General features: G+C 65.5%; 20 protein-coding genes. 10 read left to right on the top strand and 10 right to left on the bottom strand.

The annotated features are described in order from the left end of the window. Positions 1-95: 95 nt before the first annotated feature. Positions 96-749, top strand: a complete 654-nt coding sequence (locus tag CIT40_RS31450; protein ID WP_094893144.1) for a S24 family peptidase — start codon at positions 96-98, stop codon at positions 747-749. 139 nt (positions 750-888) lie between these two features. Here the strand turns inward: CIT40_RS31450 and CIT40_RS31445 are convergent, their stop codons facing one another. The 5 genes from CIT40_RS31445 to CIT40_RS31425 form a co-directional block, all read right to left on the bottom strand. Next, entirely contained in the window at positions 889-2,532 is a 1,644-nt protein-coding gene (locus CIT40_RS31445; RefSeq protein ID WP_094893143.1) for a lysine--tRNA ligase, read from the bottom strand. Between the two features lie 186 nt (positions 2,533-2,718). Beyond that, positions 2,719-3,669: a transporter substrate-binding domain-containing protein gene (locus tag CIT40_RS31440; protein ID WP_094893199.1), complete on the bottom strand. Its 951-nt coding sequence runs from the start codon at positions 3,667-3,669 to the stop codon at positions 2,719-2,721. A 92-nt stretch (positions 3,670-3,761) separates the two neighbouring features. Further along, the gene (locus tag CIT40_RS31435; protein ID WP_094893142.1) at positions 3,762-4,352 is read right to left on the bottom strand and encodes an SCO family protein; all 591 of its coding nucleotides are present in this window, start codon (positions 4,350-4,352) and stop codon (positions 3,762-3,764) included. A 24-nt stretch (positions 4,353-4,376) separates the two neighbouring features. Further along, positions 4,377-4,571 carry a hypothetical protein gene (locus CIT40_RS31430; protein ID WP_094893141.1) on the bottom strand — a complete coding sequence of 65 codons (195 nt, stop codon included), beginning with the start codon at positions 4,569-4,571 and terminating at the stop codon, positions 4,377-4,379. Between the two features lie 110 nt (positions 4,572-4,681). After that, a complete protein-coding gene (locus CIT40_RS31425; protein WP_094893140.1) occupies positions 4,682-5,200 on the bottom strand; it encodes a hypothetical protein in 519 nt (172 codons plus the stop codon). A 261-nt stretch (positions 5,201-5,461) separates the two neighbouring features. Between CIT40_RS31425 and CIT40_RS31420 the strand changes: the two genes are divergently transcribed. The 6 genes from CIT40_RS31420 to CIT40_RS31395 all read left to right on the top strand — a co-directional run bounded on the left by CIT40_RS31420 (position 5,462) and on the right by CIT40_RS31395 (position 12,254). Continuing rightward, the gene (locus CIT40_RS31420) at positions 5,462-7,120 is read left to right on the top strand and encodes an FAD-binding dehydrogenase (protein ID WP_094893139.1); all 1,659 of its coding nucleotides are present in this window, start codon (positions 5,462-5,464) and stop codon (positions 7,118-7,120) included. A 135-nt stretch (positions 7,121-7,255) separates the two neighbouring features. Continuing rightward, entirely contained in the window at positions 7,256-7,606 is a 351-nt protein-coding gene (locus tag CIT40_RS31415) for a RidA family protein (RefSeq protein ID WP_094893138.1), read from the top strand. 155 nt (positions 7,607-7,761) lie between these two features. After that, the gene (locus tag CIT40_RS31410; protein ID WP_162307765.1) at positions 7,762-8,127 is read left to right on the top strand and encodes a nuclear transport factor 2 family protein; all 366 of its coding nucleotides are present in this window, start codon (positions 7,762-7,764) and stop codon (positions 8,125-8,127) included. A 277-nt stretch (positions 8,128-8,404) separates the two neighbouring features. Further along, entirely contained in the window at positions 8,405-10,990 is a 2,586-nt protein-coding gene (locus tag CIT40_RS31405) for a ligase-associated DNA damage response DEXH box helicase (protein ID WP_094893136.1), read from the top strand. Positions 10,991-11,032: 42 nt separating this feature from the next. Continuing rightward, positions 11,033-11,704 (top strand): ligase-associated DNA damage response endonuclease PdeM, encoded by a 672-nt coding sequence (gene pdeM, locus CIT40_RS31400; protein ID WP_167443384.1) that lies wholly within the window; start codon positions 11,033-11,035, stop codon positions 11,702-11,704. A gap of 118 nt (positions 11,705-11,822) precedes the next feature. After that, positions 11,823-12,254 (top strand): hypothetical protein, encoded by a 432-nt coding sequence (locus tag CIT40_RS31395; RefSeq protein ID WP_038973194.1) that lies wholly within the window; start codon positions 11,823-11,825, stop codon positions 12,252-12,254. A gap of 125 nt (positions 12,255-12,379) precedes the next feature. Here the strand turns inward: CIT40_RS31395 and CIT40_RS31390 are convergent, their stop codons facing one another. Continuing rightward, a complete protein-coding gene (locus CIT40_RS31390) occupies positions 12,380-13,159 on the bottom strand; it encodes a DUF2865 domain-containing protein (protein WP_162307764.1) in 780 nt (259 codons plus the stop codon). Positions 13,160-13,447: 288 nt separating this feature from the next. After that, positions 13,448-14,011, bottom strand: coding sequence for an orotate phosphoribosyltransferase (pyrE, locus tag CIT40_RS31385; RefSeq protein WP_008136514.1), 564 nt, complete (start codon positions 14,009-14,011; stop codon positions 13,448-13,450). Between the two features lie 172 nt (positions 14,012-14,183). Here pyrE and CIT40_RS31380 point away from each other — a divergent pair, with 172 nt between their 5' ends. Further along, positions 14,184-14,810 carry a glutathione S-transferase family protein gene (locus tag CIT40_RS31380; protein WP_094893134.1) on the top strand — a complete coding sequence of 209 codons (627 nt, stop codon included), beginning with the start codon at positions 14,184-14,186 and terminating at the stop codon, positions 14,808-14,810. Between the two features lie 183 nt (positions 14,811-14,993). Here the strand turns inward: CIT40_RS31380 and CIT40_RS31375 are convergent, their stop codons facing one another. From CIT40_RS31375 to CIT40_RS31365, 3 genes are all read right to left on the bottom strand, one after another. Next, positions 14,994-15,629 (bottom strand): LysE family translocator, encoded by a 636-nt coding sequence (locus CIT40_RS31375; RefSeq protein WP_094893133.1) that lies wholly within the window; start codon positions 15,627-15,629, stop codon positions 14,994-14,996. Positions 15,630-15,780: 151 nt separating this feature from the next. Then, entirely contained in the window at positions 15,781-18,837 is a 3,057-nt protein-coding gene (polA, locus tag CIT40_RS31370; RefSeq protein ID WP_094893132.1) for a DNA polymerase I, read from the bottom strand. Positions 18,838-19,060: 223 nt separating this feature from the next. Next, the gene (locus CIT40_RS31365) at positions 19,061-20,128 is read right to left on the bottom strand and encodes an acyltransferase family protein (protein ID WP_094893131.1); all 1,068 of its coding nucleotides are present in this window, start codon (positions 20,126-20,128) and stop codon (positions 19,061-19,063) included. A gap of 203 nt (positions 20,129-20,331) precedes the next feature. Between CIT40_RS31365 and CIT40_RS31360 the strand changes: the two genes are divergently transcribed. Then, the gene (locus tag CIT40_RS31360; protein ID WP_094893130.1) at positions 20,332-21,648 is read left to right on the top strand and encodes a UDP-glucose dehydrogenase family protein; all 1,317 of its coding nucleotides are present in this window, start codon (positions 20,332-20,334) and stop codon (positions 21,646-21,648) included. A 129-nt stretch (positions 21,649-21,777) separates the two neighbouring features. After that, on the top strand, positions 21,778-24,252 hold the full coding sequence (hrpB, locus tag CIT40_RS31355) for an ATP-dependent helicase HrpB (RefSeq protein WP_162307763.1): 2,475 nt from the start codon (positions 21,778-21,780) through the stop codon (positions 24,250-24,252). The last annotated feature ends 4 nt before the right edge of the window (positions 24,253-24,256 follow it).

Genomic DNA, 24,256 nt, shown 5'->3' with positions numbered 1-24,256 from the left:
GCTGGGATCGCATCCCCGATCGCCTCTTGCGCGAAAAACAGAAAACCGGTTGATTTGAGGACAGTTTTCCTGAGTTGCGACGGGCTGGACCTTGCATGGTCAGGCAGGCCAAAGCGCAGAGGATGCTGACCCACGGCCATATCTGGGCCGCCCTGGATCGGCTGGCGGCGCGCGCCGGCCTGTCGCCGTCCGGCCTTGCCAAGCGCGCCGGGCTCGACCCCACCACTTTCAACAGGTCCAAGCGCGTCACCTCCGACGGCCGCGAGCGCTGGCCCTCGACCGAATCGATCGCGAAGGCGCTGGCCGCGGCCGACGCCTCAATCGAGAGCTTTGCGCGGCTGATCGACGAGGACGCAGGCGACAGCCGCTCGGTACCGCTGCTCGGCTTCGCGCTGGCCGGCGCGAGCGGCGCCTTCGACGAGACCGGCCTTCCTTCCGGCAAGGGCTGGACCGAGACGGCGCTGCCCACCGCCGAGGACGGCCGGACCTTTGCGCTGGAGATTTCCGGTGATGCGCTCGCGCCTGTTTATCGCAGCGGCGACATCATCCTTGTCTCGCCCGGCACGCCGATCCGCAAAGGGGATCGTGTGGTGGTGAAGACTGGAAAGGGCGACGTGCTCGTCGCGACGTTGAAGCGCCGCACGGCCAGGGCGCTGGACTTGCAGCCGCTCGAGGCGGCGCAGGCCGCGCGCACGATCGAGGCGAGCGACGTGGCGTGGGTAGCGCGGATTGTTTGGGCAAGGCAGTGACGGCTGCCACATGTTCCGCTGTCATTCCCCGCGCTCGCGTCGCGAAAGCAAGGAATCCAGTATGCCGTGGCGCCTCGATTCTATAGTCACGGCCTCTAGATCACTGGATCCGTCAAGCCGGGCGATGACAGCTGGTGCCTCACGCGCTCCTTGCCAGCGCGCCGTCGATCATATTCACCGCGTTCTGCACGCCGTACACCGCGACGAAGGAGCCGAAGCGCGGGCCCTTCTCCTGGCCGAGCAGCACCTGGTAGAGCATGTTGAACCAGTCCAGCGTGACGCCGGGACGGCCGTCCTTGCCCTTCTTGACCTGGTCGAGGAACGGCTCGCGGCGGCCGATCTCGTAGACGACGTTCTGGATCTCCTCGGCCGTCGCCTCGGGCGGCAGCTGCGACAGCGCATCGCGCAGATCCTGCAATGCGGCGCGCTCAGTGTCGGTGGGCACGCGAAACTGCTTCGTCGGCGCTACGAAGTCGCGGTAATAATTGATGGCGTAGCCGACCATCGCATCGAGCTTCGGATGCGTCTGTGGGCTCACGCCCGGACGATAGCGGCCGATGAAACCCCACAGCGTCTCGGCGTTTTCCGCGTTCGACGACGACACCAGCGTCAGCAGCAGCTGGAACGTGACGGGCATGTCGCCCTGCGGCGGCTTGCCGTTGTGGATGTGCCAGACCGGATTGCCGAGCTGCTGCTTGTCGTCCTGCCTGGCGAATCCGTCGCTGAACTGCTGATAGTCGTCGACGTTGCGCGGGATGACGTCGAAATACAGCCGCTTCGCCGCCTTGGGCTCGCGGTACATGAACAGCGACAGCGATTCCGGCGAGGCATAGCGCAGCCATTCATCGATGGTGAGGCCGTTGCCCTTCGACTTCGAGATCTTCTGGCCCTTCTCGTCGAGGAAGAGCTCGTAGTTGAAGCCTTCGGGCGGCGTGGCGCCGAGCGCCCTGGCGATCGCGCCGGAGAGCTTCACCGAATCGATCAGATCCTTGCCGGCCATTTCGTAGTCGACGCCGAGCGCGACCCAGCGCATCGCCCAGTCGGCCTTCCACTGACACTTGACGTTGCCGCCAGTGACCGGCGTCTCGACTTCCTGGTTGGTGTCGGGGTCGAGATAGGTCACCGTGCCTGCGGTGACGTCGCGGCGGATCATCGGCACCTGCAGCACGACACCGGTGGTCTTGCTGATGGGGAGGAACGGCGAATAGGTGGCGCGGCGATCGGGCCCCAGCGTCGGCAGGATGATGTCCATCACCTTGTCATAGGCGGTGAGCATCTTGAGCAGCGTCGCGTCGAAGCGGCCGGACGTATAATAGTCGGTCGAGCTCGCGAATTCGTAGTCGAAGCCGAAATGGTCCAGAAACGCGCGCAGCCGCGCGTTGTTGTGCGCGCCGAACGAGGGATACTCGTTGGAGAACGGATCCGGCACCCGCGTCAGCGGCTTGCCGAGATGCGCGGTCAGCATCTCCTTGTTCGGCACGTTGTCCGGCACCTTCCGAAACCCGTCCATGTCGTCGGAGAACGCCAAGAGGCGCGTCTTGATCTTGTCCTCGGTCAGCACGCGGAAGGCATGGCGCACCATCGAGGTGCGCGCGACCTCGCCGAAGGTGCCGATATGCGGCAGGCCTGACGGTCCGTAGCCGGTCTCGAACAACACCTCGTCCTTCGGGCTTTTCTTCAGCCGCGCGACAATGGCCTTGGCCTGCTCGAACGGCCAGGCGTTGGATTGTTCGGCGAGTGCACGCAGATCACTCGGGCTCATGTTGGGATCGATAACGGACATCAAGGGGCCTCCGGGCCGCGGAAAATAGCGATTTCCCGGCAGAATGCAAAAGTTGGCGCGCAACGATCGCGGAATCGTAGGGTGGGCAAAGCGAAGCGTGCCCACGACTTCAAAGGACGTGGGCACGGCGCTTGCGCGCCTTTGCCCACCCTACGGCAGTTTGTTCGCCGCAAGCGTAGCGAAAGATCAGAACGGGCTCACCGAGAAATACCGTAGCCACAGATCGGTGTAGCGGCCTTTTTCCCAGACCCGGAACAGGGCCCAGTTGAGGGCTTGGCGCAGCACGTCGTTGCCCTTGCGCACGGCAATGCCGATGCCTTCGCCGAAGAAACGGCTCTCGACGAAGGGGCCGCCGGAGAAGGCGCAGCAATCGCCGGAATCGGTGCCGTTGATCCAGAACGCGAGCGAGATGGCATCACCGAAGATGAAATCGACCTCGCCCTTGCGCAAAGCGCTGCGGAGCGCGTCGTCGTTGGGATAGGGGTGCAGCTCGGCGTCGGTGAACATCGCCTTGAGATAGGCCTCGTGCGCGGAGCCGGCGATGACGCCGACCTTCTTGCCCTCGAGATATTCGGGCCGGATCTCCGGCATCACCGCGTCCTTGCGCGAGGCGAAGCGCGCCGGCACGCGGTAATAGGGATCGGTGAAGTCGACGCGGGCGCGCAGCTGCGGGCTCACCGCCATCGAGGCGATGATGGCATCGCCGCGGTTGGAGGAGAGCGCGTCGACCAGTGTCTCGAAGCGGCGCATCTGCACCGTGCAGGTGACCTTAATCTCCTCGCACAGGCTGCGCGCGAGATCGACGTTGAAACCGGCCGGGTTGCCGTCGGCGCCGGTGAAATTGAACGGCGGATAGTCGGTCTCGGTCAGGAAGCGGATCACGGTCAGGCGCGACAGGTCCGGTCGTTCGGGGCGCCGCCGCGGGTCCCAGAAGCCCGGCACGGCCTGCGGGGCAGCAGTTTGAGGGGCAGGTTGGGGCGCGACCTGCGGCGTGGCTTGAGGTGCCGCCGGGGGCTGCTTGGCCGGGGCCTGGGCCTCGGCGGCGGGCGAGCCCGCGAGCAGACAGACGCCGGCGACCAGCCCGAGCAGGACATGGCGCACGATCTTGGGCGATTTTACCTGTCGCGACGGGGCCATCGGCGGGAAACGAACGAATTTCATTGGGATCGGAGGGCCTTATAGACCATCCGGCCGGGAACGCGAGCGCCGATTGCAGTTGATCAGAGCCCTCAGAGATACCGCTTCAAATCCGCCGCCGCCTCTTCCGGCGTCCGCTTCAGATTGAACGGCGAGACGAAGCGGCCGTCGCGGTCCATCAGATAGATCAGCGCCGTGTGGTCCATGGTGTAGTCGCCATCCTTGGTCGGGACCTTCTTGGCGTAGACCCGGTAGGAGGTGATGACTTTCGCGGTCTCGGCGGGATCGCCGGACAGGCCCTCCAGATGCGGGTCGAAGCTGCCGAGATAGTCCTTCATCACCGCCGGCGTGTCGCGCTCGGGATCGACCGAGACGAAGACGGCATTGACCTTGTCGGCATCCTTGCCCAGCGCGCGCAGCACTTCCGAGATCTCGAACAGCGAGGTCGGGCAGACGTCGGGGCAATGGGTGTAACCGAAGAAGATCAGGGTCGGCTTGCCCTTGAGGCTCTTGTCGGTGACGGCTTTGCCGTTCTGGTCGGTCAGCTGAAACGGTCCGCCGATCGCGGCCGGCTGCGCCACCTTGCTGACGCCGCCCATGGCCCAGAACATGATCAGGAGGCCGGCAACGAGGCTTGCGGCGAAGGCGGTCGCGATCACCAGCGGACGAGTGGCGGAACTCATGAGCGGAAAACTTCCTGTGGCGGATCAGAAGCAGGCGGCGAAGCCGGTCCGGATCATTTCGAAGAACATCTGCGTGCCGTAGTGGAACCACAGCGCCAGCGCGCCGAGCACCAGCAATCCGCCGATCCCCGCGACCGCCACCATCAGCACGAACGGCGTTCGGCCGGCAGTGGGCGAATTGTCCTGTAGCGGATGCGAGGGGTGCAGCGGTTGAGCCATGACAACGATCGGGGCGAAGGCCCCGGTTCCAAGCTCTCAGATAAGCCCTGGCCCGCCTGCGGGCAAGGCGCCGCCTGGCGGGCCGGGACGGTCCGGTCAGGCCGGCAGGGTCAGCGCAGCTGGCCCCGGGCGGATTCGATCTGGTCCGTTTGCGGGAGCGGCCGGCGCGACGGCTTGATGGCCGAGGCCTGCGCGTCCAGGTAGCAGGGCTTGTACATGGCCTGGAGCTGCTTGCCCTTCAGGAACAGCATGTGCGGGGTGAGGCCGCCGCGCTGGTTGATCCAACGCTTCACCTGCGAGGGGTACATCATATACAGCATCTGGGTCGCTTCGGCGTTGGTGACGGCGCGGCCATTGCTGCCGAAATCCCAGGCGGCGTGGAAGCCGAGCGTCGCGCTCGAGGTCACGCAGATGCGGTCATGCGGAATGGCGCCGAGAACGATGGTGCAGGCCGAGGCGCAGAGGCCGTCGATGATGACGGTGTCACCTGACTGCCTGAGATCCTGGTATTTGTCGACGTAGGTTCCGATCCGGCCGCCGCGGTCGTCCGCGATCCGAACCACCGCGTGAGAAGCCCCCATGCATGCGATCAGGAGAACCGCCGCCAGCAACCCCGTCAGAAACTTCATTGCCCCGCCCCAGTCGAATTCGAATCTGCGTGTCAGGTGATGATGCGTGACTAGCGTCCGTCGTAACCGAGGTTTTGTCTAGGCAGGCCGGCTCGTTCAAAACAAATTCAAATCCAGTGTTGCGGCGGCGCTGCACTTGGCGGATCTCAATCCCAAAGTGGAACAAGTTAATGATGTCTTACGCGTCGCACCCTTGATCTCAGTTACAACCGCTGGCTTCAATCCGGGCAAATACAGGGAATTTCATGGAGGGGGAAACACATGGCCGAAGAGACTGACGTCATCGTCGTCGGCGCGGGCCTGTCGGGACTGGTTGCCGCCACCGAGATTGCCGACGCTGGCAAGCGCGTGATCGTGGTCGACCAGGAGGGCGAGCAGTCGATCGGCGGCCAGGCGTTCTGGTCGTTTGGGGGATTGTTCCTGGTCGATTCGCCGGAGCAGCGTCGGCTCGGCATCAAGGATTCCTTCGACCTGGCCATGCAGGACTGGATCGGTGCCGCCGGCTTCGACCGCGACGAGGATTTCTGGCCGCGGCAATGGGCCGAGGCCTATGTGGCGTTTGCGGCCGGCGAGAAGCGTGCCTGGCTGCGGGCGATGGGCCATCGCTTCTTTCCGGTGGTCGGCTGGGCCGAGCGCGGCGGCTATGACGCAATGGGCCACGGCAATTCGGTGCCGCGCTTTCACGTCACCTGGGGCACCGGGCCCGGCATCGTCGAGCCGTTCGAGCGCCGCGCGCGCGAGGCGATGACGAGCGGCCGGCTCAGCTTCAAGTTCCGTCACCGCGTCGATGCGCTCTCCATCACCAACGGCACGGTGGATGGCGTCAACGGTGCCGTGCTCGCCCCCGATCCGATCGAGCGCGGCAAAAGCACCTCGCGCAATGTCGTCGGCGAGTTTGCGCTGAAGGCGCAGGCCGTGATCGTCGCGTCCGGCGGCATCGGCGGCAATCACGAGCTGGTGCGGCAGAATTGGCCGAAGCGGCTGGGCGATCCGCCGAAATTCATGATCTCCGGCGTGCCCGAACATGTCGACGGCCGGATGATCGGCATCACCGAGAAATCAGGCGCGCGGCTGATCAATCGCGACCGCATGTGGCATTATGTCGAGGGCATCCAGAACTGGAATCCGATCTGGCCGCGCCACGGCATCCGCATCCTGCCCGGCCCCTCCTCGATGTGGTTCGATGCCACGGGCACGCGATTGCCGGCGCCGCTATTCCCCGGCTCGGACACCCTCGGCCAGCTCAAATACATCATGTCGACCGGCTATGATTATTCCTGGTTCATCCTGACTCAGAGCATCATCAAGAAGGAGTTTGCGCTGTCGGGCTCGGAGCAGAACCCCGACCTGACCGGCAAGAGCTGGCGCATGACCTTGCGCCGCGCCACCAACAAGGGGGCGCCGGCGCCGGTCGAGGCATTCAAAAGCCACGGTGTCGACTTCATCGTACGCGACAAGATCGAGGACCTCGTTGCGGCCATGAACAAGCTTGCCGGCAGCGACCTCCTCAAGCTCGAGCACGTCAGGAAGCAGATCGAGGCGCGCGACCGCGAGATCGCCAATCCTTACGTCAAGGATGCGCAGGTGATGAACATCCACAATGCGCGCCGCTATATCGGCGACAGGCTGATCCGCACCGCCGCCCCACACCGGATCCTGGATCCCGCGCAGGGGCCGCTGATCGCGGTCAAGCTCAACATCCTCACCCGCAAGACGCTGGGCGGCTTCGAAACCGATCTCGAGTCCCGTGTGTTCGGCAGCGAGGGCAGTGTCATTCCCGGCCTCTATGCGGTCGGCGAAGCCGCCGGCTTCGGCGGCGGCGGCGTGCACGGCTATCGCTCGCTGGAAGGCACCTTCCTCGGCGGCTGCCTGTTCTCGGGCCGCAATGCGGGCCGGTCCGCCGCCAAGGCTGTTGGCTGAATTGTTCGACGGGCTGAATTGTTCGGTCCGCTTCGATAAGCCGCGCATGCGTTGCCAGCGACGCATGCACCGCCGGGGTGGCAGGGCGTGAGGTGCTGGGCTAGACAGGGGCGCCATTCCAGTGAGGAGCTACCAATGAGCATTCAGCGTTTCGAAACCGGCCCGCGCATGAGCCAGGTCGTCGTGCACGGCAACACCGTCTATCTCGCCGGCGTCGTCGCCAACAACGCGGCCGGCGAAAGCGTGACGAAGCAGACCCAGGACATCCTGAAGACCATCGACGGCCATCTCGCCAAGGCCGGCACCGACAAGTCCAAGCTGCTCTCGGCTACGATCTACATCACCGACATGAAGACGTTCGGCGAGATGAATGCGGTGTGGGACGCCTGGGTGTCGGCCGGCAATACTCCCGCCCGCGCCACCGTCGAAGCCAAGCTGGCGGCGCCGCAATACACCGTCGAGATCATGGTCACGGCCGCGAAATAATCTCCACGGCCAATTCGCATGCAAGCGGAGCGCGATGACAACATCATCGCGCTCCATTTTTTCGCGCGACGATGACCTGCGAGGTAATCGAAAAGCGCGCGGGAACCTTCGATAGTCAGGGACAGCCGAATACGGCGTCATCGAAGGAGAGTGCCATGACCGACCCCATCACCATCGCCCGAAGCTACATCGAGCTCTGGAACGAGCGCGCCGCCGGCCGGCGCCGCCAGCTGCTCGGCGACAACTGGACGATTGATGCGAGCTATGTCGATCCCCTGATGAAGGGCGATGGCCGCGACGGCATCGATGCTCTGATCGCGGGCGTGCAGCAGCGCTTTCCCGATTTCAGGTTCAAGCTGATCGGCGAGCCCAACGGTTACGGCGACCACGTCCGCTTTTCCTGGGGACTTGGTCCCGAGGGCGCCGACAGCCCGATCAAGGGCACTGATTTTGCCGTGCTGAAGGATGGCCGCATCAGAAGCGTGACCGGATTTCTGGATCAGGTGCCGCAAGGGGCGTGATAGCAGGCCACGTTTCTGGGAACGATCTCGCGCGTGGCCATCCTTCGAGACGCCCGCCGTTGGCGGGCCCTCAGGATGAGGACCGAGTGCGCTGTGCCAGTTTCGACAAGCGCCGGTGCTTCTGAGCCTCACCCTGAGGAGACCGCTGAAAGCGGTCGTCTCGAAGGGCGAGGCACTTGCTCAGGTTGCGCAACAATGCCCGCCCAGTGGCCCTCCTCGTCCAGACCGGGAGGGCCACCCCTCGACGAAGCCACGCTCACAGCTTACCTGTCATGGCGTGACGCGCCGCATCCTCAAAACTCAGGCCGAGACGCCTGCGCTGCTGCCCGAGCGCTTCAGCGCGTGGTTCGCAACCCGCGGCTGGTCGCCGCGCGCGCATCAATTGTCGCTGCTGGAGAAGGCGCGCGAGGACGCCAGCGCCCTGCTGATCGCGCCGACCGGCGCCGGCAAGACGCTGGCGGGGTTTCTGCCGACCCTGGTGGAGCTTTCGACCGAGGCAGCCGAACGGAAGGCGGGTGAGAAACAGAACCTCGTTTCCACCGGCCGCAGCGTGCAACGTTCCGGCGGCCTGCACACGCTCTACATCTCGCCGCTGAAGGCGCTTGCCGTCGACATCGCGCGCAATCTGGAGCGACCGATTGCGGAGATGGCGCTGCCGATCAAGGTCGAGACCCGCACCGGCGACACGCCGGTGTCGCGGCGCCAGCGGCAGCGGCGCTATCCGCCTGACGTGTTGCTGACGACGCCCGAGCAGCTTGCGCTGCTGTTGTCCTCGGATGACGCGCCGTTCCTGTTCTCCTCGCTGAAGCGGATCGTGCTCGACGAGCTGCATGCGCTGGTGACATCCAAGCGCGGCGACCTGCTCTCGCTCGGGCTGGCGCGGCTGTGGCGGCTGGCGCCGCAGATGCGCGCGATCGGCCTGTCGGCAACCGTTGCCGAGCCGGATCAGCTCGCGCGCTTCCTGGTGCCGCAGCCCGGTGGCCAGGAGGCCGCCGCCGACATCGTCGTCGCCGGCGGGGCGGCGCCGCCCGAGGTGGAGATGCTCGATACGCGCGAACGCCTGCCCTGGGCCGGCCACAGCGCGCGCCACGCGCTCCCTGAAATCTACGAGCTGATCAAGGCGAACAAGACCACGCTGGTCTTCGTCAACACCCGCAGCCAGGCCGAGATGCTGTTCCAGAATCTCTGGAGCATGAACGACGACGGCCTCGCAATTGCGCTGCATCACGGTTCGCTCGACGTCGCCCAGCGCCGCAAGGTCGAGGACGCCATGTCGGCGGGACGCCTGCGCGGCGTGGTCTGCACCTCCTCGCTCGATCTCGGCGTCGACTGGGGCGACGTCGATCTCGTCGTCAATATCGGCGCGCCCAAGGGCTCCTCGCGCCTGATGCAGCGGATCGGCCGCGCCAACCACCGCCTCGACGAGGCCTCGCGCGCGGTGCTGGTGCCGGCCAACCGGTTCGAGGTGCTGGAGTGCCGCGTCGCGATCGACGCCATTGCCGAGAACGCGCAGGACACGCCGCCTCTGCGCACCGGCGGCCTCGACGTGCTGGCGCAGCACGTGCTCGGCTGTGCCTGTGGCGAGCCGTTCCTGTCCGATGACCTCTATGCCGAAGTGCGCACCGCCGCGCCTTACGCAGACTTGTCGCGGCCGGATTTCGACGACGTGGTCGATTTCGTCGCCTCCGGCGGCTACGCGCTGAAGACCTATGAGCGCTTCGCCCGCATCAAGCAGGACAAGGAGGGGCGCTGGCGTGTCGCCAATCCCAAGGTGCGGCAGAGCTACCGGATGAATGTCGGGACCATCGTCGAGGACGACATGCTGAAGGTGCGGCTGGTGCGCTCGCGCGGCGGCGGGAAAGGCTCTACGGGCGTGATCGCGCGCGGCGGTCGGTTGCTCGGCGAGATCGAAGAGGCCTTCATCGAGGGCCTCACCCCCGGCGATACCTTCGTGTTTTCCGGCGAGGTGGTGCGCTATGAGACCCTGGTCGAGGATCAGGTCTATGTCTCGCGCGCGCATGACAAGGACCCGAAAGTGCCGTCCTACATGGGCGGAAAATTCCCGCTCTCGACCTATCTGGCTGAACGCGTGCGCCGGCTGCTCGATGACGCGCGCGCATGGCGTGGCTTGCCGGAGCAGGTGCGCGACTGGCTGTCGCTGCAGAAGGATGTCAGCAGCGTGCCGGCGGTGCGCGAGCTCCTGGTCGAGAGCTTTCCGCGCGCCAACAAGCACTACATCGTCTGCTACCCCTTCGAGGGACGTCTCGCGCATCAGACCCTCGGGATGCTGCTGACGCGCCGGCTGGAGCGCGCCCGCGCCCGGCCGCTCGGCTTCGTCGCCAATGAATATGCGGTGGCGATCTGGGCGCTCGGCGATCTCTCCTCCATGATCCGCGACGGCCGGATCGATCTCAACGCGCTGTTCGATCCTGACATGCTCGGCGACGATCTGGAGGCCTGGCTCGCCGAATCCGCCCTGATGAAGCGCACCTTCCGCAACTGTGCCATCATCTCCGGCCTGATCACGCGCCGGCATACCGGCGAAGAGAAGAGCCGCCGTCAGGTGCTGTTCTCGACCGATCTCGTCTACGACGTGCTGCGCAAGCACCAGGCCGATCACGTCCTCTTGCGCGCCGCGCGCGCCGATGCCGCGACCGGCCTTCTCGACCTGCGCCGCCTGGGGGACATGCTCGCCCGTATCCAAGGCCGCATTACGCACCGGGAACTCGACCGCGTCTCGCCGCTGGCCGTGCCCGTGATGCTGGAAATCGGTCGCGAGTCAGTTTATGGCGAAGCTGCAGACGAGCTTTTGGCCGAAGCCGCCGATGAGCTGGTCAAAGAGGCGATGGATAGAAGCGGGTAATACGTGACGATTGGCGCGCAGGTTTCGAGGGATGACGACGACATGCGCGTGTCCACGGTCACCATCAGCGATGTGACCTTTGCCGCCGATCTCTCCGGCGCGCTGTTCTGGGAAGAGCAGCGCCTGCTCGTCGTCTCCGACCTGCATCTGGAGAAGGGCTCCAGTTTCGCCCTGCGCGGCGTGCTGCTGCCGCCTTACGATACGCTGGCCACGCTGAGCCGTCTCGCTGCTGTCATCTCCCGCCATGATCCGCGCACAATCATCGCACTCGGCGACAGCTTTCACGACCGCACCGCGCATGAGCGGCTGTCGTCGGAGAATCGCGATGTGGTTGCAGCGTTCCAGGCCGGCCGCGACTGGATCTGGATCTCGGGCAATCACGATCCGATGCTGCCGAGCGATCTCGGCGGCACCGTCGCCGACGAGGTCGCGATCGGCCCGATCACTTTCCGTCACGAGCCGACCGGTGCGCGCGGCGAGATCGCCGGCCATCTCCATCCCAAGGCGCGCGTCTCCGCGCGCGGCCGCTCCATGGAGCGCCGCTGCTTCGCCTCCGACGGGATGCGGGCGGTGATGCCGGCGTTCGGCGCCTATGCCGGCGGCCTCAGCATCCGCGACGCCGCATTCGCGAAGATCTTTTCGGCCAATGGCTTCGTCGCCCATCTGCTCGGCGACCGCCGCGTCCATGCGATCGCGGCTTCGCGCTGTTCCTGAGATTTCGGAACAGCCTCGGAACAAATTAAGAACACTTTAGCAAGTCTTTGATATATCATTGTGATTCGGCGCGTTGCCGACACAATATCTAGCGTCTGTCAGACTTTGCGAGGACTACATGTCCACCATCGCCTTCGATCAATTTGCCCTTACCCGGATCGCCGATTTCGCGCGCTCGCTGTCGCGGCTGCATCAGGCGGCGCGGCGCCAGAGGATCGACGACGACCAGTTCGACCGCGAGTTCAACGCGGTGTGCCAGTCGATCTGGGGCTACACCATCGACGACGTCAGCGACGATCTGTTCTCGACCGAGGATCATCTGTTCCTGGACACGCTGGACGAAGCCCATGCGCGCATCTTCGCGGCCGAGCAGGGCTACGACCTCGTCGGCGACCAGGGCATGCTGACGGATTGGTGGGGCTTCTGCTGGATGATCCTGGCCGAGAAGCGCGGCCTCTTGACCCCGGACAACCGCGCCGCCGCGCGCGCGGCGATCGAGGAGAAATATCTGGCGGCGCCGAACGTGATCGGGGTGATCATCGGACGATAGTCTCGTGCCCCAGGCGCAGCGCAGCACGTCAGTGATGCGCTGCTGAACCGGGGCCCATGCTTGCTGGGTCCCGGCTCTGCGCAGCAGCGTCGCACGCTGCAGCGCGTCCGGGACACGCGAGCGAGCTACTCTAGCCCCGCCCGCTTTGCCGGCTTCTGCGCCATCGTTTTCGGCACCGTCACATTGGGCAGCGTCTCACGCACGATCTCCGGGGCGGGCGCATCTGCCGACACCGTCTCGGCGCGCACCGGGGCCACCTTCATCTCGCCGAGGCGGGCGCGGACTTGCGCGGTGAGGCCGGGATAGGAGGCAACCGGGGTGAAGTCCGCGGCCTGATCGTTGCCGACGCGGATGCCGGTATAGGCGACGAGGCCGTCGGTGGTGGCGATCACGTCGCCGGCCTTCAGCGAGGAGTCCAGCGCGAGATCGACCGGGGCAAGGCCGACCGGCTCGCGGCCGTTGCAGGTGCAGTCCGAACGCAGCGCCTTGCGGTAGGCGAAGGCGTTCTCGCTGTCGGCGTAACGCTCACCGCTCTGCGACGCCGCGCCGTCGATCGAGGAGCCGAAATAGACCTTGGTCGTGCTGGCAGGACAGAACGCCTGACACATCTGCGCCGCCGAGGCGAGGCCGCGCATCAGCGGAAAATATTTGCCGTCGCAGCTGCGCACGCAGAAGGCCGGGCCGGAGCCGCCAGCTGCCGCCGCGCGGGTCGGCGGCACATATTGCGGGGTTGCGGCATTTTGCTGCCCGGTGAAGGGATCGGCGTAGGAACTCGCCTGCTGCGGCACCTCGCGCTGCGGCCGTTGCTGCTGCATGCCGCCGAAGAAGAAGTCGAACAGGCCTTCGGCCGAAACCGGGGCCGGCGCCGCCAGCAACGGGGCTGCAAGGGTGGCGGCCACAAGCATCGCGCGACGCCGCCGGCGCGCATGGGACAGGACTGTACGCAACGCTCACTCCACCCGACGCTACGGAACCGGCCGGGACCCCTTGGGGATCTCAGCACATGATTCACCATAAGGCCGGATGGTAAATGAGCGGTTGAGGGAGAGTTGGTCTCGTGCCCCGGACGCAGCGCAGCGCTCTTCAGCGGTGCGCTGCAGAGCCGGGGCCCATGTCGAGGGTGAAGCAAGCTGGGTCCCGCTTCAGCGTCGCACCGCTCCGCGCTGCGCCGCGCCCGGGACACGAGAACCGTGTTACGCCTTCAGGAATTCCGACGCCTTGTAGAGCGAGCGGAACGGCAAGCCGGCCGCACCGAACGTGTCGGTGGCGCCTTCTTCGCGGTCGACCATGGTCAGCACCAGCACCACCTCGGCACCGGTCTCGCGCACCGATTCCACCGCCTTCATCGCCGAGCCGCCTGTCGTGGTGACGTCCTCGACGATCACGACACGCTTGCCCTCGAGCGTCTCGCCTCGGGGAAGGCCTTCGATCGCGAGCTTGGCGCCGTGCTCCTTCGGCTTCTTGCGCACGAAGAACGCCGCGATCGGATGGCCCTTGATCCAGGAGATCTGCGCCAGCGCGCCGGCGAGCGGCACCGCGCCCATCTCGAGGCCGCCGATGAAGTCGAGATTGTCGTCCTTCAGCGCCTCATAGGTCAGCTCCGCGAGCAGGGTCGCCCCCTCGGGGTCGAGCATGGTCGGCTTCAGGTTGAAGTAGAAATCGCTCTTGCGGCCCGACGCGAGCGTCACCTCGCCGCGGCCGAAGGAGCGCCGGCGGATGATTTCGAACAGGCGGGCGCGGGAGGCTGATTTCGACACGGCGGTCCCTCGGGAGCTTTTTGGAGGAGGCGGAATTTATCCGCGACGGCTGCGACATTCCAGAGGGGGCGTCCCTCGTCAACAGGGATCGGCCATCCGGGACCGCCGGTTGTGGGGGCGCGCCGTTCTGGAGTAGGTGGGATGCCAAACCTGTTGGGGAAGGAAGCAACGCATGACCATCGAGCTGCATACCTGGAACACGCCGAACGGCCGCAAGATCTCGGTCGCGCTGGAGGAAATGGGGCTGCCCTACAAGGTGGTCCCGGTGAACATAACCAAGGGCGAGCAGATGGCGCCGGAGTTCCTGAAGCTGTCCCCGAACAACAAGATTCCGGCGATCGTCGACCCCAACGGTCCGGACGGCAAGCCCGTCAGCATCTTCGAATCCGGCGCGATCCTGCTCTATCTCGGTGAAAAGACCGGTAAATTCCTGCCGAAATCGCTCGGTGCCCGCATCCCCGTCTATGAATGGCTGATGTGGCAGATGGGCGGCTTTGGCCCGATGCCGGGCCAGGTGCACCATTTCATCGCGCTCGAAAACGAGCAGGACCGCGCTTACGGCCTGAAGCGCTATATGGCCGAGACCCGCCGGCTCTACGGCGTGCTCGACCGCCGGCTGGCTGACAGCGACTTCGTCGCCGGCGACCTCTCGATTGCCGACTTTGCCATCCTGGGCTGGGCCTGGCGCCACCCTCGCCACAAGGTTGATCTGGCCGATTTCCCCAACGTCAAGCGCTGGTACGAGGCGCTGATTGCAAGGCCGGCGGTCAAGCGCGGCATGGAGGCGAAGCTGGATTGAGGCTTCGCTCTTACCCTCCCCTGGAGGGGGAGGGTCGATCGCGCGCAGCGCGAGCGGGGTGGGGTGACGGTCTCTCCGTGTTGGACAGTGCCCGTGAGGAGAGATCTCCCCACCCCGCTACGCATTCCGCTTTGCTACATGCGCAGCGACCCTCCCCCTCAAGGGGAGGGTGACGAAAGAACCTCACACCTTCTTCGCTTCGACCGCCATCCGCACCGCAAGCCCCGCCAGCACGGTGCCCATCAGCCAGCGCTGCACCAGCATCCAACTCGGCCGGTGCGCCAGGAACAGCGCGATCGATCCGGCGGCCAGCGCGATCATCGCGTTGACGCTGACGCTGATCGCGATCTGGATTGCGCCCAGCACCATCGACTGCGTCAGCACGCTGCCGGCTGTGGGATCGATGAATTGCGGCAGCAGCGCCAGATAGAGCATCGCGATTTTCGGATTGAGCAAATTGGTAACGAAACCCATGGCAAACAATTTGCGCGGGCTGTCGATGGCAAGCTGCTTCACCTGGAACGGCGAGCGTCCGCCCGGTTTCACCGCCTGCCAGGCGAGCCAGAGCAGATAGCCTGCGCCGGCAAAGCGCAGCGCGTCATAGGCAAAGGGAATGGCGAGCAAGAGTGCCGTGATGCCGAACGCCGCGCACAGCATGTAGAACACGAAGCCGAGCGCGACGCCGCCGAGCGAGACGATGCCCGCCGCGGGGCCTTGCGTGATCGAGCGCGAGATCAGATAGATCATGTTCGGCCCCGGCGTCAGCACGAGACCGAGGCAGACGAGGGCAAAGCCGAGCAGGGCGGATGTGTGGGGCATGAGCGAACCGGTGCACGAGATGGCTCGGTTCTAATCTGCGAGGGGGCACCTCGCCATCGCGCAATTGCTCGGAGGACAATTCAGCTCTCGTGTCCCGGACGTGGCGCAGCGTGAAACGATGCGCCACAGAGCCGGGACCCAGAAAGCAGCATCAATGCGCCTCGTCCCAATTGTTCGCGGCGCGCGCATCCACATGCAGCGGCACCGAGAGCAGCACGGCCGGGAACGGCGCGTCCTGCATCACGTGCTGCACGACCGGCAGCGTCGCCTCGACTTCGGCGTCGGGCACCTCGAAGATCAATTCGTCATGCACCTGCAGCAGCATCTGCGCCGACAGCTTCTTCTCGGCGAGCGCATCCTCGACGCGGGTCATGGCGCGTCGGATGATGTCGGCCGCGGTGCCCTGCAGCCGGGCATTGATCGCGGCGCGCTCGTTGAAGGCGCGCACCGAGGCATTGGAGGCCTTGATGTCGGGGTAGTGCATCTTGCGGCCGAACAGCGTGGTGACGTAGCCATGGCTGCGGCAGAAGTTGCGCGTCTCGTCCATGTAGGCGCGGATGCCGGGGAAGCGCTCGAAATATTTCTTGATGTAGGCCGAGGCCTCCTCGCGCGCGATGCCGAGCTGGTTGGCGAGGCCGAAGGCCGAGATGCCGTAGATGATGCCGAAATTGATCGCCTTGGCGCGGCGGCGAATCTCGCTCGGCATGCCCTTGATCGGCACCCCGAACATTTCCGACGCGGTCATGGCGTGAATGTCGAGCCCGTCCTTGAATGCCTGCTTCAGCACGGGAATGTCGGCGATCTCGGCGAGTAGCCTGAGTTCGATCTGCGAATAGTCGGCGGAGACCAGCTTGTGCCCCGGTGTCGCGATGAAAGCGCGACGGATCTTGCGGCCGTCCTCGGTACGAACAGGGATGTTCTGCAGGTTCGGCTCGTTCGACGACAGCCGGCCCGTCGTGGTCGCGGCCAGCGCGTAGGTCGTGTGCACGCGATGGGTCTGCGGATTGACATAGGTCGGCAGCGCGTCGGTATAGGTCGATTTCAGTTTCGAGACCTGGCGCCACTCCAGGATCTTGCGCGGAAAATCGTGGCCCTGCTCGGCGAGCTCGTCGAGCACCTGGGCGGTGGTGGACCACGCGCCGGTCTTGGTCTTGGTGCCGCCCGATAAGCCCATCTTGCCGAACAGGATGTCGCCGATCTGCTTGGGGCTGCCGACATTGACCGGCTCGCCTGCGATCTCCTGGATCTCGGCCTCGACGCGTGCCGCCGTCTGGGCGAAGTCACCGGAGAGCCGCGACAGCACCTGGCGGTCGATCGAGATGCCGCGCCGTTCCATGCGCGCAAGCACCGACACCAGCGGCCGCTCCAGCGTCTCGTAGACCGTGGTCATATGCTCGGCGACCAGGCGCGGCTTCAGCACGCGCCAGGCACGCAAGGCCATGTCGGCGCCTTCGGCCGACAGCGCCGCGGCCTTGTCGATCGGCACCTGGTCGAAGGTGATCTTGCCCTTGCCGCTACCGAGCAGTTCGCTCTCCTTCAGCATGGCGTGGCCGAACCAGCGCTCGGACAGTGATTCGATCGCATGCGAGCCGCGGCCGGCATCGAGCACATAGGAGATCAGCTGCGCATCGTCGGTGTTGCGCAAGGTGATGCCGTGCTGCGCCAGCATGACGGCGGTGAATTTGAGATCGAAGCCGATCTTGAGAATGCCCGCCGATTCCAGCACCGGCCGCAGCGCCTCGATCGCATCGGCATGCTTGACCTGATCGGGCGCGAGGCCGGCGTCGAACAGGCCGGCGCCGCCGCCAGCTTGCTTGTGCGCCAGCGGCACATAGCAGGCCTCGTTCGGCGCCAGCGACAGCGCGATGCCGCAGAGGTCGGCCTGCATCGGATCGATCGAATTTCCGCGGATCTCGACTGCGACATGACCGGCATCGTGGATGCGCGCAATGAAGCCGTTGAGCTCCTTGAGCGACTTGATCGTTTGATATTTGTCGCGATCGACTGGAAGCTTGCGCAGCGCCTCTTCGCGCGCGGCGGCCAGGGAGATCGGCGCGCCCTTCAGGCTCGCCCCCTTGTCGCCCTTGTCGCCGCCTGTTGCGGTGGCCGCAGGCGCGGCGAAGAGATCGCCGGAAGCCTCGGACGATTTCGCCTTGGCGGCGCCGTCGCCGGCCCTGGCGCCGCTGCTGTTGCTCGCATCGGCATCGACGTTGGCGGGGTCGATCTGGGAGTAGTCGGCGACACGGCGCGTCAGCGTGGTGAATTCCATCGCCTTTAGGAAGGCAATCAGCTTGCGCGCGTCGGGCTCGTGGACGGCGAGATCGTCCAGCGGCACGTCCAGCTTCACCTTGTCGTCGAGCAGCACCAGCTTGCGCGAGATTCGCGCCTTCTCGGCATTCTCGATCAGCGCCTCGCGCCGCTTCGGTTGCTTGATTTCGGTGGCGCGGAACAGCAATTGCTCGAGGTCGCCATATTCGGTGATCAGCTGCGCGGCGGTCTTGATGCCGATGCCCGGCACGCCGGGCACGTTGTCGGTGGAGTCGCCGGCCAGCGCCTGCACCTCGACCACCTTCTCCGGGGGCACGCCGAACTTCTCGATCACCTCGGGGATGCCGATGCGGCGATCCTTCATGGTGTCGTACATCATGATCTTGTCGTTCACGAGCTGCATCAGATCCTTGTCGGAGGACACGATGGTCGTGGTGGCGCCGCGTTCGCTGGCTTGCCGCGCATAGGTCGCGATCAGGTCGTCGGCCTCGAAGCCGCCTTGTTCCAGGCAGGGCAGGTCGAAGGCGCGCACCGCTTCGCGGATCAGTGCGAATTGCGGGATCAGATCGTCAGGCGCCGGCGGCCGGTGCGCCTTGTACTCGGGATAGATGTTGTTGCGAAAGGTGACCTCGGACTTGTCGAACACGATGGCCAGATGCGTCGGCCGGTTGTCGGCGGGCATGTCGCGGAGCAGCTTCCACAGCATGTTGCAGAAGCCGAGCACGGCGTTGACCTGCAGCCCGTCGGACTTGCGGTTGAGCGGCGGCAGCGCGTGGTAGGCGCGGAAGATGTAGCCGGAACCGTCGACCAGGAAGATGTGGTCGCCCTTGCCCGCCGCCTTGGCCGCAACCGGTTTGGCAGCAGCTGGCGCGGCGGATTTGGTGTCAACGGAGGCCTTGGTATCAGCCTTGGCGGAGGTCTTCGGGGAGCTTTTGGGCATGGCCGCAATGTATGAATTTTTGCGGGCTTTGACAGCCTCGTGAGGGGGATTTTTGGGCGGATTCCCACACGCAATGTCGTCCCGGACAAGCGGAGCGCAGATCCGGGACCCATAACCACGGGGAGGAGTTTGGCGAGGACTGGCAGTGACTAGGCTAGTTACGGAGACCGCAATCTATCGATAAATCACGCGGTATGGGTCCCTGCGTTCGCAGGGACGACAGCTACTCCGCCGCCTGCAACATGGCGCCGGCTTTCTTCGGCGCGATCCAGAACGTATCCGGGCGCTCGAACAGGAAATTGCCGCCGAGCCGCAGCGCCACCTGCCAGATCGCGAGCGCGCCGAGCACGCCGGCGACGGTGACGATCAGCGACACCGTGCCGATGTCGGGAATGATGCCGGTGCGCAGCAGCAGCGTCCGTGTCGCGGCCATCGGCAGGAAGAAGGCGAGATAGATCACGATCGAATGCTCGCCGCAGAAGCGGAAAAAGTTCAGCCACTGCGCGCGCGCGAGCAGCGTGCCCATCGTGATGATGGCGCAGGCGCCGGCAAAACCGAGCACGAGCGAGATGATCTTCCACTCGCTGGCCCCCGATGCGACCAGGCCGGCATTGACCAGCGCCCAGGTCGCGAGCGCTGCAAGTGCAAGGGCGGGATGTTTCCGCGCGCGATCCGACACCGCGAACACGTAAGGCGCGAACAGATAGCCCGAATAGAAATAGACGAAGCGCGAGCAGAACTCGTCGATCGCGGTCCAGCCGGTCGAGATGCGGGCCGTCTCCAGTGCGGCGGCGACGAGCCAGATCACGAGCGGCGGGAATTTGCGTGTCAGTTTTGTGACGACGAAGAAGACCGGCAGCAGATAGATGAACCACAGCGTGCCGAACGGCTCGACGAAGGATTCCAGATACAGGAGGCCAACGTGCTGCCAGCCCGTCTCCGCCGCGAAGGCGGGCGCCTTGAAGCCGAACTGGATTGTCACCCAGACGACATAGAAATAGGCGAAATGCACCACCTTGCGGTCGAGATAGGTTCGCCAGTCACGGTCGATCACCAGCGGCAGGAACAGGCCCGAGATCAGGAAGAAATCCGGCATCCGGAACGGCTTTGCGAAGGCCACGAGAACATGCATGAAGCCAGTTTGGCCGGCGGCGAGCTCGACCCCCAGCACCGAATGCATCATCACGACCATGATGATGCAAATGCCCTTGGCGTAGTCGACCCAGTCGACACGCGCGTCAGCCGTGGCGTTGACGCCTCCGCTGCCTGCGATTGTGCCTGATGGTGTCATGTCGTGTCTCTTTTCGAGGCATGTTCCGCCCGCCCTGTTCGGGTGTGGGGCAGTGTGGGGCCTGCACGGTTTCCCACTTCTTTACCGATTCACTTCCCGTGCCGCTTTTTTCGATGCGGACTGTTCCTTCCCCTCGGGAAAATGCTAAACCGCCCCCGCGTCGGGGTTTCATTTTCGTTAACCAATCTGCAACAGGGATTTTCATGCGCATCGCGATGATCGGCACGGGCTATGTGGGACTGGTGTCCGGGGCCTGCTTTGCGGATTTCGGTCACGACGTCACCTGCGTCGACAAGGACGAGAAGAAGATCGCGGCGCTTCATCGCGGCGAGATCCCGATCTATGAGCCGGGCCTCGACGAGCTGGTTGCGACCAACGTCAAGGCCAAGCGGCTCGACTTCACCACTGACCTCTCCAAACCGGTCGCGGATGCCGATGCCGTGTTCATCGCTGTCGGCACGCCGTCTCGCCGTGGCGACGGCCACGCCGATCTGTCCTATGTTTACGCCGCAGCGAAAGAGATCGCGCGGTCGCTGTCCGGCTTCACCGTCGTGGTGACGAAGTCGACCGTGCCTGTCGGCACCGGCGACGAGGTCGAGCGCATCATCCGCGAGACCAATCCCAACGCCGACGTCGTGGTTGCCTCCAATCCGGAATTCTTGCGCGAGGGCGCGGCGATCCGCGACTTCAAGTTCCCCGATCGCGTCGTGGTCGGCACCTCCGACGAGCGCGGCCGCAAGGTGATGGGCGACATCTACCGCCCGCTGTCGCTGAACCAGGCGCCGCTGATGTTCACCGAACGCCGCACCGCCGAGATGATCAAATACGCCGCCAACGCGTTTCTCGCCACCAAGATCACCTTCATCAACGAGATCGCCGATCTCTCCGAAAAGGCCGGCGCCAACGTGCAGGAGGTCGCGCGCGGCATCGGGCTGGACAATCGCATCGGCACCAAGTTCCTGCATGCCGGTCCGGGCTTCGGCGGCTCGTGCTTCCCGAAGGACACCAAGGCGCTGATCAAGATTGCGCAGGATTACGACGTCTCCCTGCGCATCGTAGAATCCGTGCTGGCGGTCAACGAGAACCGCAAGCGCGCGATGGCGCGGAAAGTGAGCCAGGCGCTCGGCGGCAATCTGCGCGGCAAGACCGTCGCCGTGCTCGGCCTTACGTTCAAGCCCGACACCGACGACATGCGCGATGCGCCGTCGATCCCGCTGGTGACGGGCCTGATCGACATGGGTGCGAAGGTCAAGGCGTTCGATCCCGTCGGCATGGAGCAGGCCAAGAGCGAGTTGCCGGACATCACCTATTGCGAGGACGCCTATTCCTGCGCGCAAGGTGCCGATGCGCTCGTCATCGTCACCGAATGGGTGCAGTTCCGCGCGCTCGATCTCGACCGGCTGAAGACCGTCATGGCGCAGCCCGTAGTCGTCGATTTGCGCAACATCTATCGCCCCGAGGAGATGGAAGCCGCCGGCTTCACCTATGACAGCATTGGCCGGCCGCCGGTGCAGGGCTGACAGTTACACACATTCTCCTTGAACAGCCGTCATGGCCGGGCTTGTCCCGGCCATCCACGTCTTGTTCACTGCCGGATGAAAGAACGTGGATGCCCGGCACAAGGTCGGGCATGACGACGGGATCATGTCTTGCCCCGCAGTTTCGACACGCCCCTCCCGATCGATGCCGTGCTCGACGATTTGTCGCGCACGATGGAGACGCATAACGCCGCCGTGCTGGTGGCGCCGCCCGGGGCCGGCAAGACCACGCGCGTGCCGCTCGCGTTGCTCGATGTGCCCTGGGCGAAGGGCAAGAGGATCATCGTGCTGGAGCCGCGGCGTATTGCGGCGCGCGCCAGCGCCGACCGCATGGCCAAATCGCTGGGTGAACGCGCCGGCGAGACCGTCGGCTACCGCGTCCGGTTCGGCTCGAAGATCTCGCGCGCGACCCGCATCGAGGTGGTAACGGAGGGCATCTTCACCCGCCAGATCCTCGACGATCCTGAGCTGTCAGGCGTTGCCGCCGTCCTGTTCGACGAATTCCACGAGCGCTCGCTCGATGCGGACATGGGCCTGGCGCTGGCCCGTGACGCCCAAACCGGGCTGCGCGAGGATCTCCGCATTCTCGTGATGTCGGCAACGCTCGATGGTGCGCGCGTCGCAAAGCTGCTGGGTGACGCACCCGTCGTCGAGAGCGAAGGTCGCGCCTTCCCCGTCGAGACGCGCTATCTCGGCCGCAAGGCCGATGCGCCGATCGAGCGGCAGATGGCGGATGCGATTGCCTCGGCCCTGCGCGCCGACGGCGGCTCGGTGCTGGCGTTCCTGCCGGGCGCCGCCGAAATCCGCCGCACCCAGAATTTCCTCAGCGAGCGCGTGCGGGATGCCTCGATCGAGATCGTGCCGCTGTTCGGCGCGCTCGACGCCGCCGTGCAGGACCGTGCGATTTCGCCCGCCCCCAAAGGCATGCGCAAGGTGGTGCTGGCGACCTCGATCGCGGAGACCTCGCTCACCATCGAAGGTGTGCGCATCGTGGTCGATTCCGGTCTTGCCCGCGTGCCGCGCTACGAGCCTGACATCGGCCTGACGCGGCTCGAGACCGTGCGGGCCTCGCGCGCGGCGGTGGACCAGCGTCGCGGCCGTGCCGGCCGCACCGAGCCGGGTGTCTGCTACAGGCTCTGGGACGAGCCGCAGACGGCTTCGCTCGCGCCTTATACTCAGCCGGAAATCCTCAGCGCCGACCTGTCCTCGCTGGTGCTCGATCTCGCGCAATGGGGCGTCAGTGATCCCGCCGCGCTGTCGTTCCTCGATCCGCCGCCGGGGCCCGCGTGGAAAGAGGCAAAAAGCCTGCTCGAAGAGCTCAACGCACTCGATGGCGACGGCCGCATCACCGCAGAGGGAAAAAGCCTGCGTGCGCTGGCGCTGCCGCCGCGGCTGGCGCGCATGATCGTGGATTCGCATCGCGCAGGCGAGGGCGAAGCCGCCGCCGAGATCGCAGCCATCATCACCGAGCGCGGGCTTGGCGGCGACAGCGTCGATCTCGAGCACCGGCGCGACCAGTTCCGCCGCGACCGCTCGCCGCGCGCCGCCAGCGCGCGCGATCTGGCGCGGCGTTGGGCCTCGCAGGTCGCGGCCTCCGAGAAGGCTGGGTCGCAGGAGAATCTCTCGACCGGTTTGATGCTCGCCTATGCGTTCCCGGACCGCGTCGCGCGCAATCGCGGTAACGGCAGTTTCGTGCTTGCCAACGGCCGCGGCGCCGCGGTCGAGCAGACCTCCTCGCTTGCCCGCGCGCCCTATATCGCGATCGGCGAGATGACGGGCACGGCGGCGAGCGGACGTATCCTGCTCGCGGCGCAGATCAGCGAAGACGAGATCGAGCAGCATTTCGCCGAGCACATCGAGAGCGCCGACGAGATTTCGTTCGATCGCGGCGCGATGGCGCTGCGCGCGCGGCGCAAGCGCGTGCTGCATGCGATCACGCTGTCCGAAGCGACGATGGCCCTGTCGCCTTCGGAGGACACCGCGCGCATTCTCGCCGACGGATTGATCGCCGCCGGCCTCGATCGGCTGCCCTGGTCGAAGGCCGCCAAACAATGGCGCGACCGGGTGATGTTCCTGCGCAAGGCCGAGGGCGACAGCTGGCCCGATCTCACGGACGACGGATTGATCGCGCGGCGCGACGACTGGCTGGTGCCGGCGCTCTACGACAAGATCGCGCTGAAGGACATTTCGCCCGGGGATCTCTCGGATGCACTGATGGCGCTGCTGCCGTGGGAGATGCGCGCGCGGCTCGAGCGCGAGGCGCCGACGCATTTCGAGGCGCCGACCGGAAGCGTGCTCGCGATCGACTACGAGGCCGAGCAGGGGCCGACCATCGCGGTGCGGCTGCAGGAATTGTTCGGTCTCAACACCCATCCCTCGATCGCCGCCGGCAAGGTACCTCTGGTGCTGGAATTGCTGTCGCCGGCGCAGCGCCCGGTGCAGGTGACGCGCGATCTTCCCGGCTTCTGGCGCGGCAGCTACGCAGCCGTCCGTTCCGACCTGCGCGGCCGCTATCCCCGCCATCCCTGGCCGGACGATCCGGCCAGTGCAGTGCCGACCCGACGTGCCAAGCCGCGCGGCACCTGAAGCC

Source organism: Bradyrhizobium amphicarpaeae (assembly GCF_002266435.3).
GTDB lineage: Bacteria > Pseudomonadota > Alphaproteobacteria > Rhizobiales > Xanthobacteraceae > Bradyrhizobium > Bradyrhizobium amphicarpaeae.
Note: the sequence above shows the minus strand (reverse complement) of the source record. Positions and strands in the feature narration are given on the sequence as shown.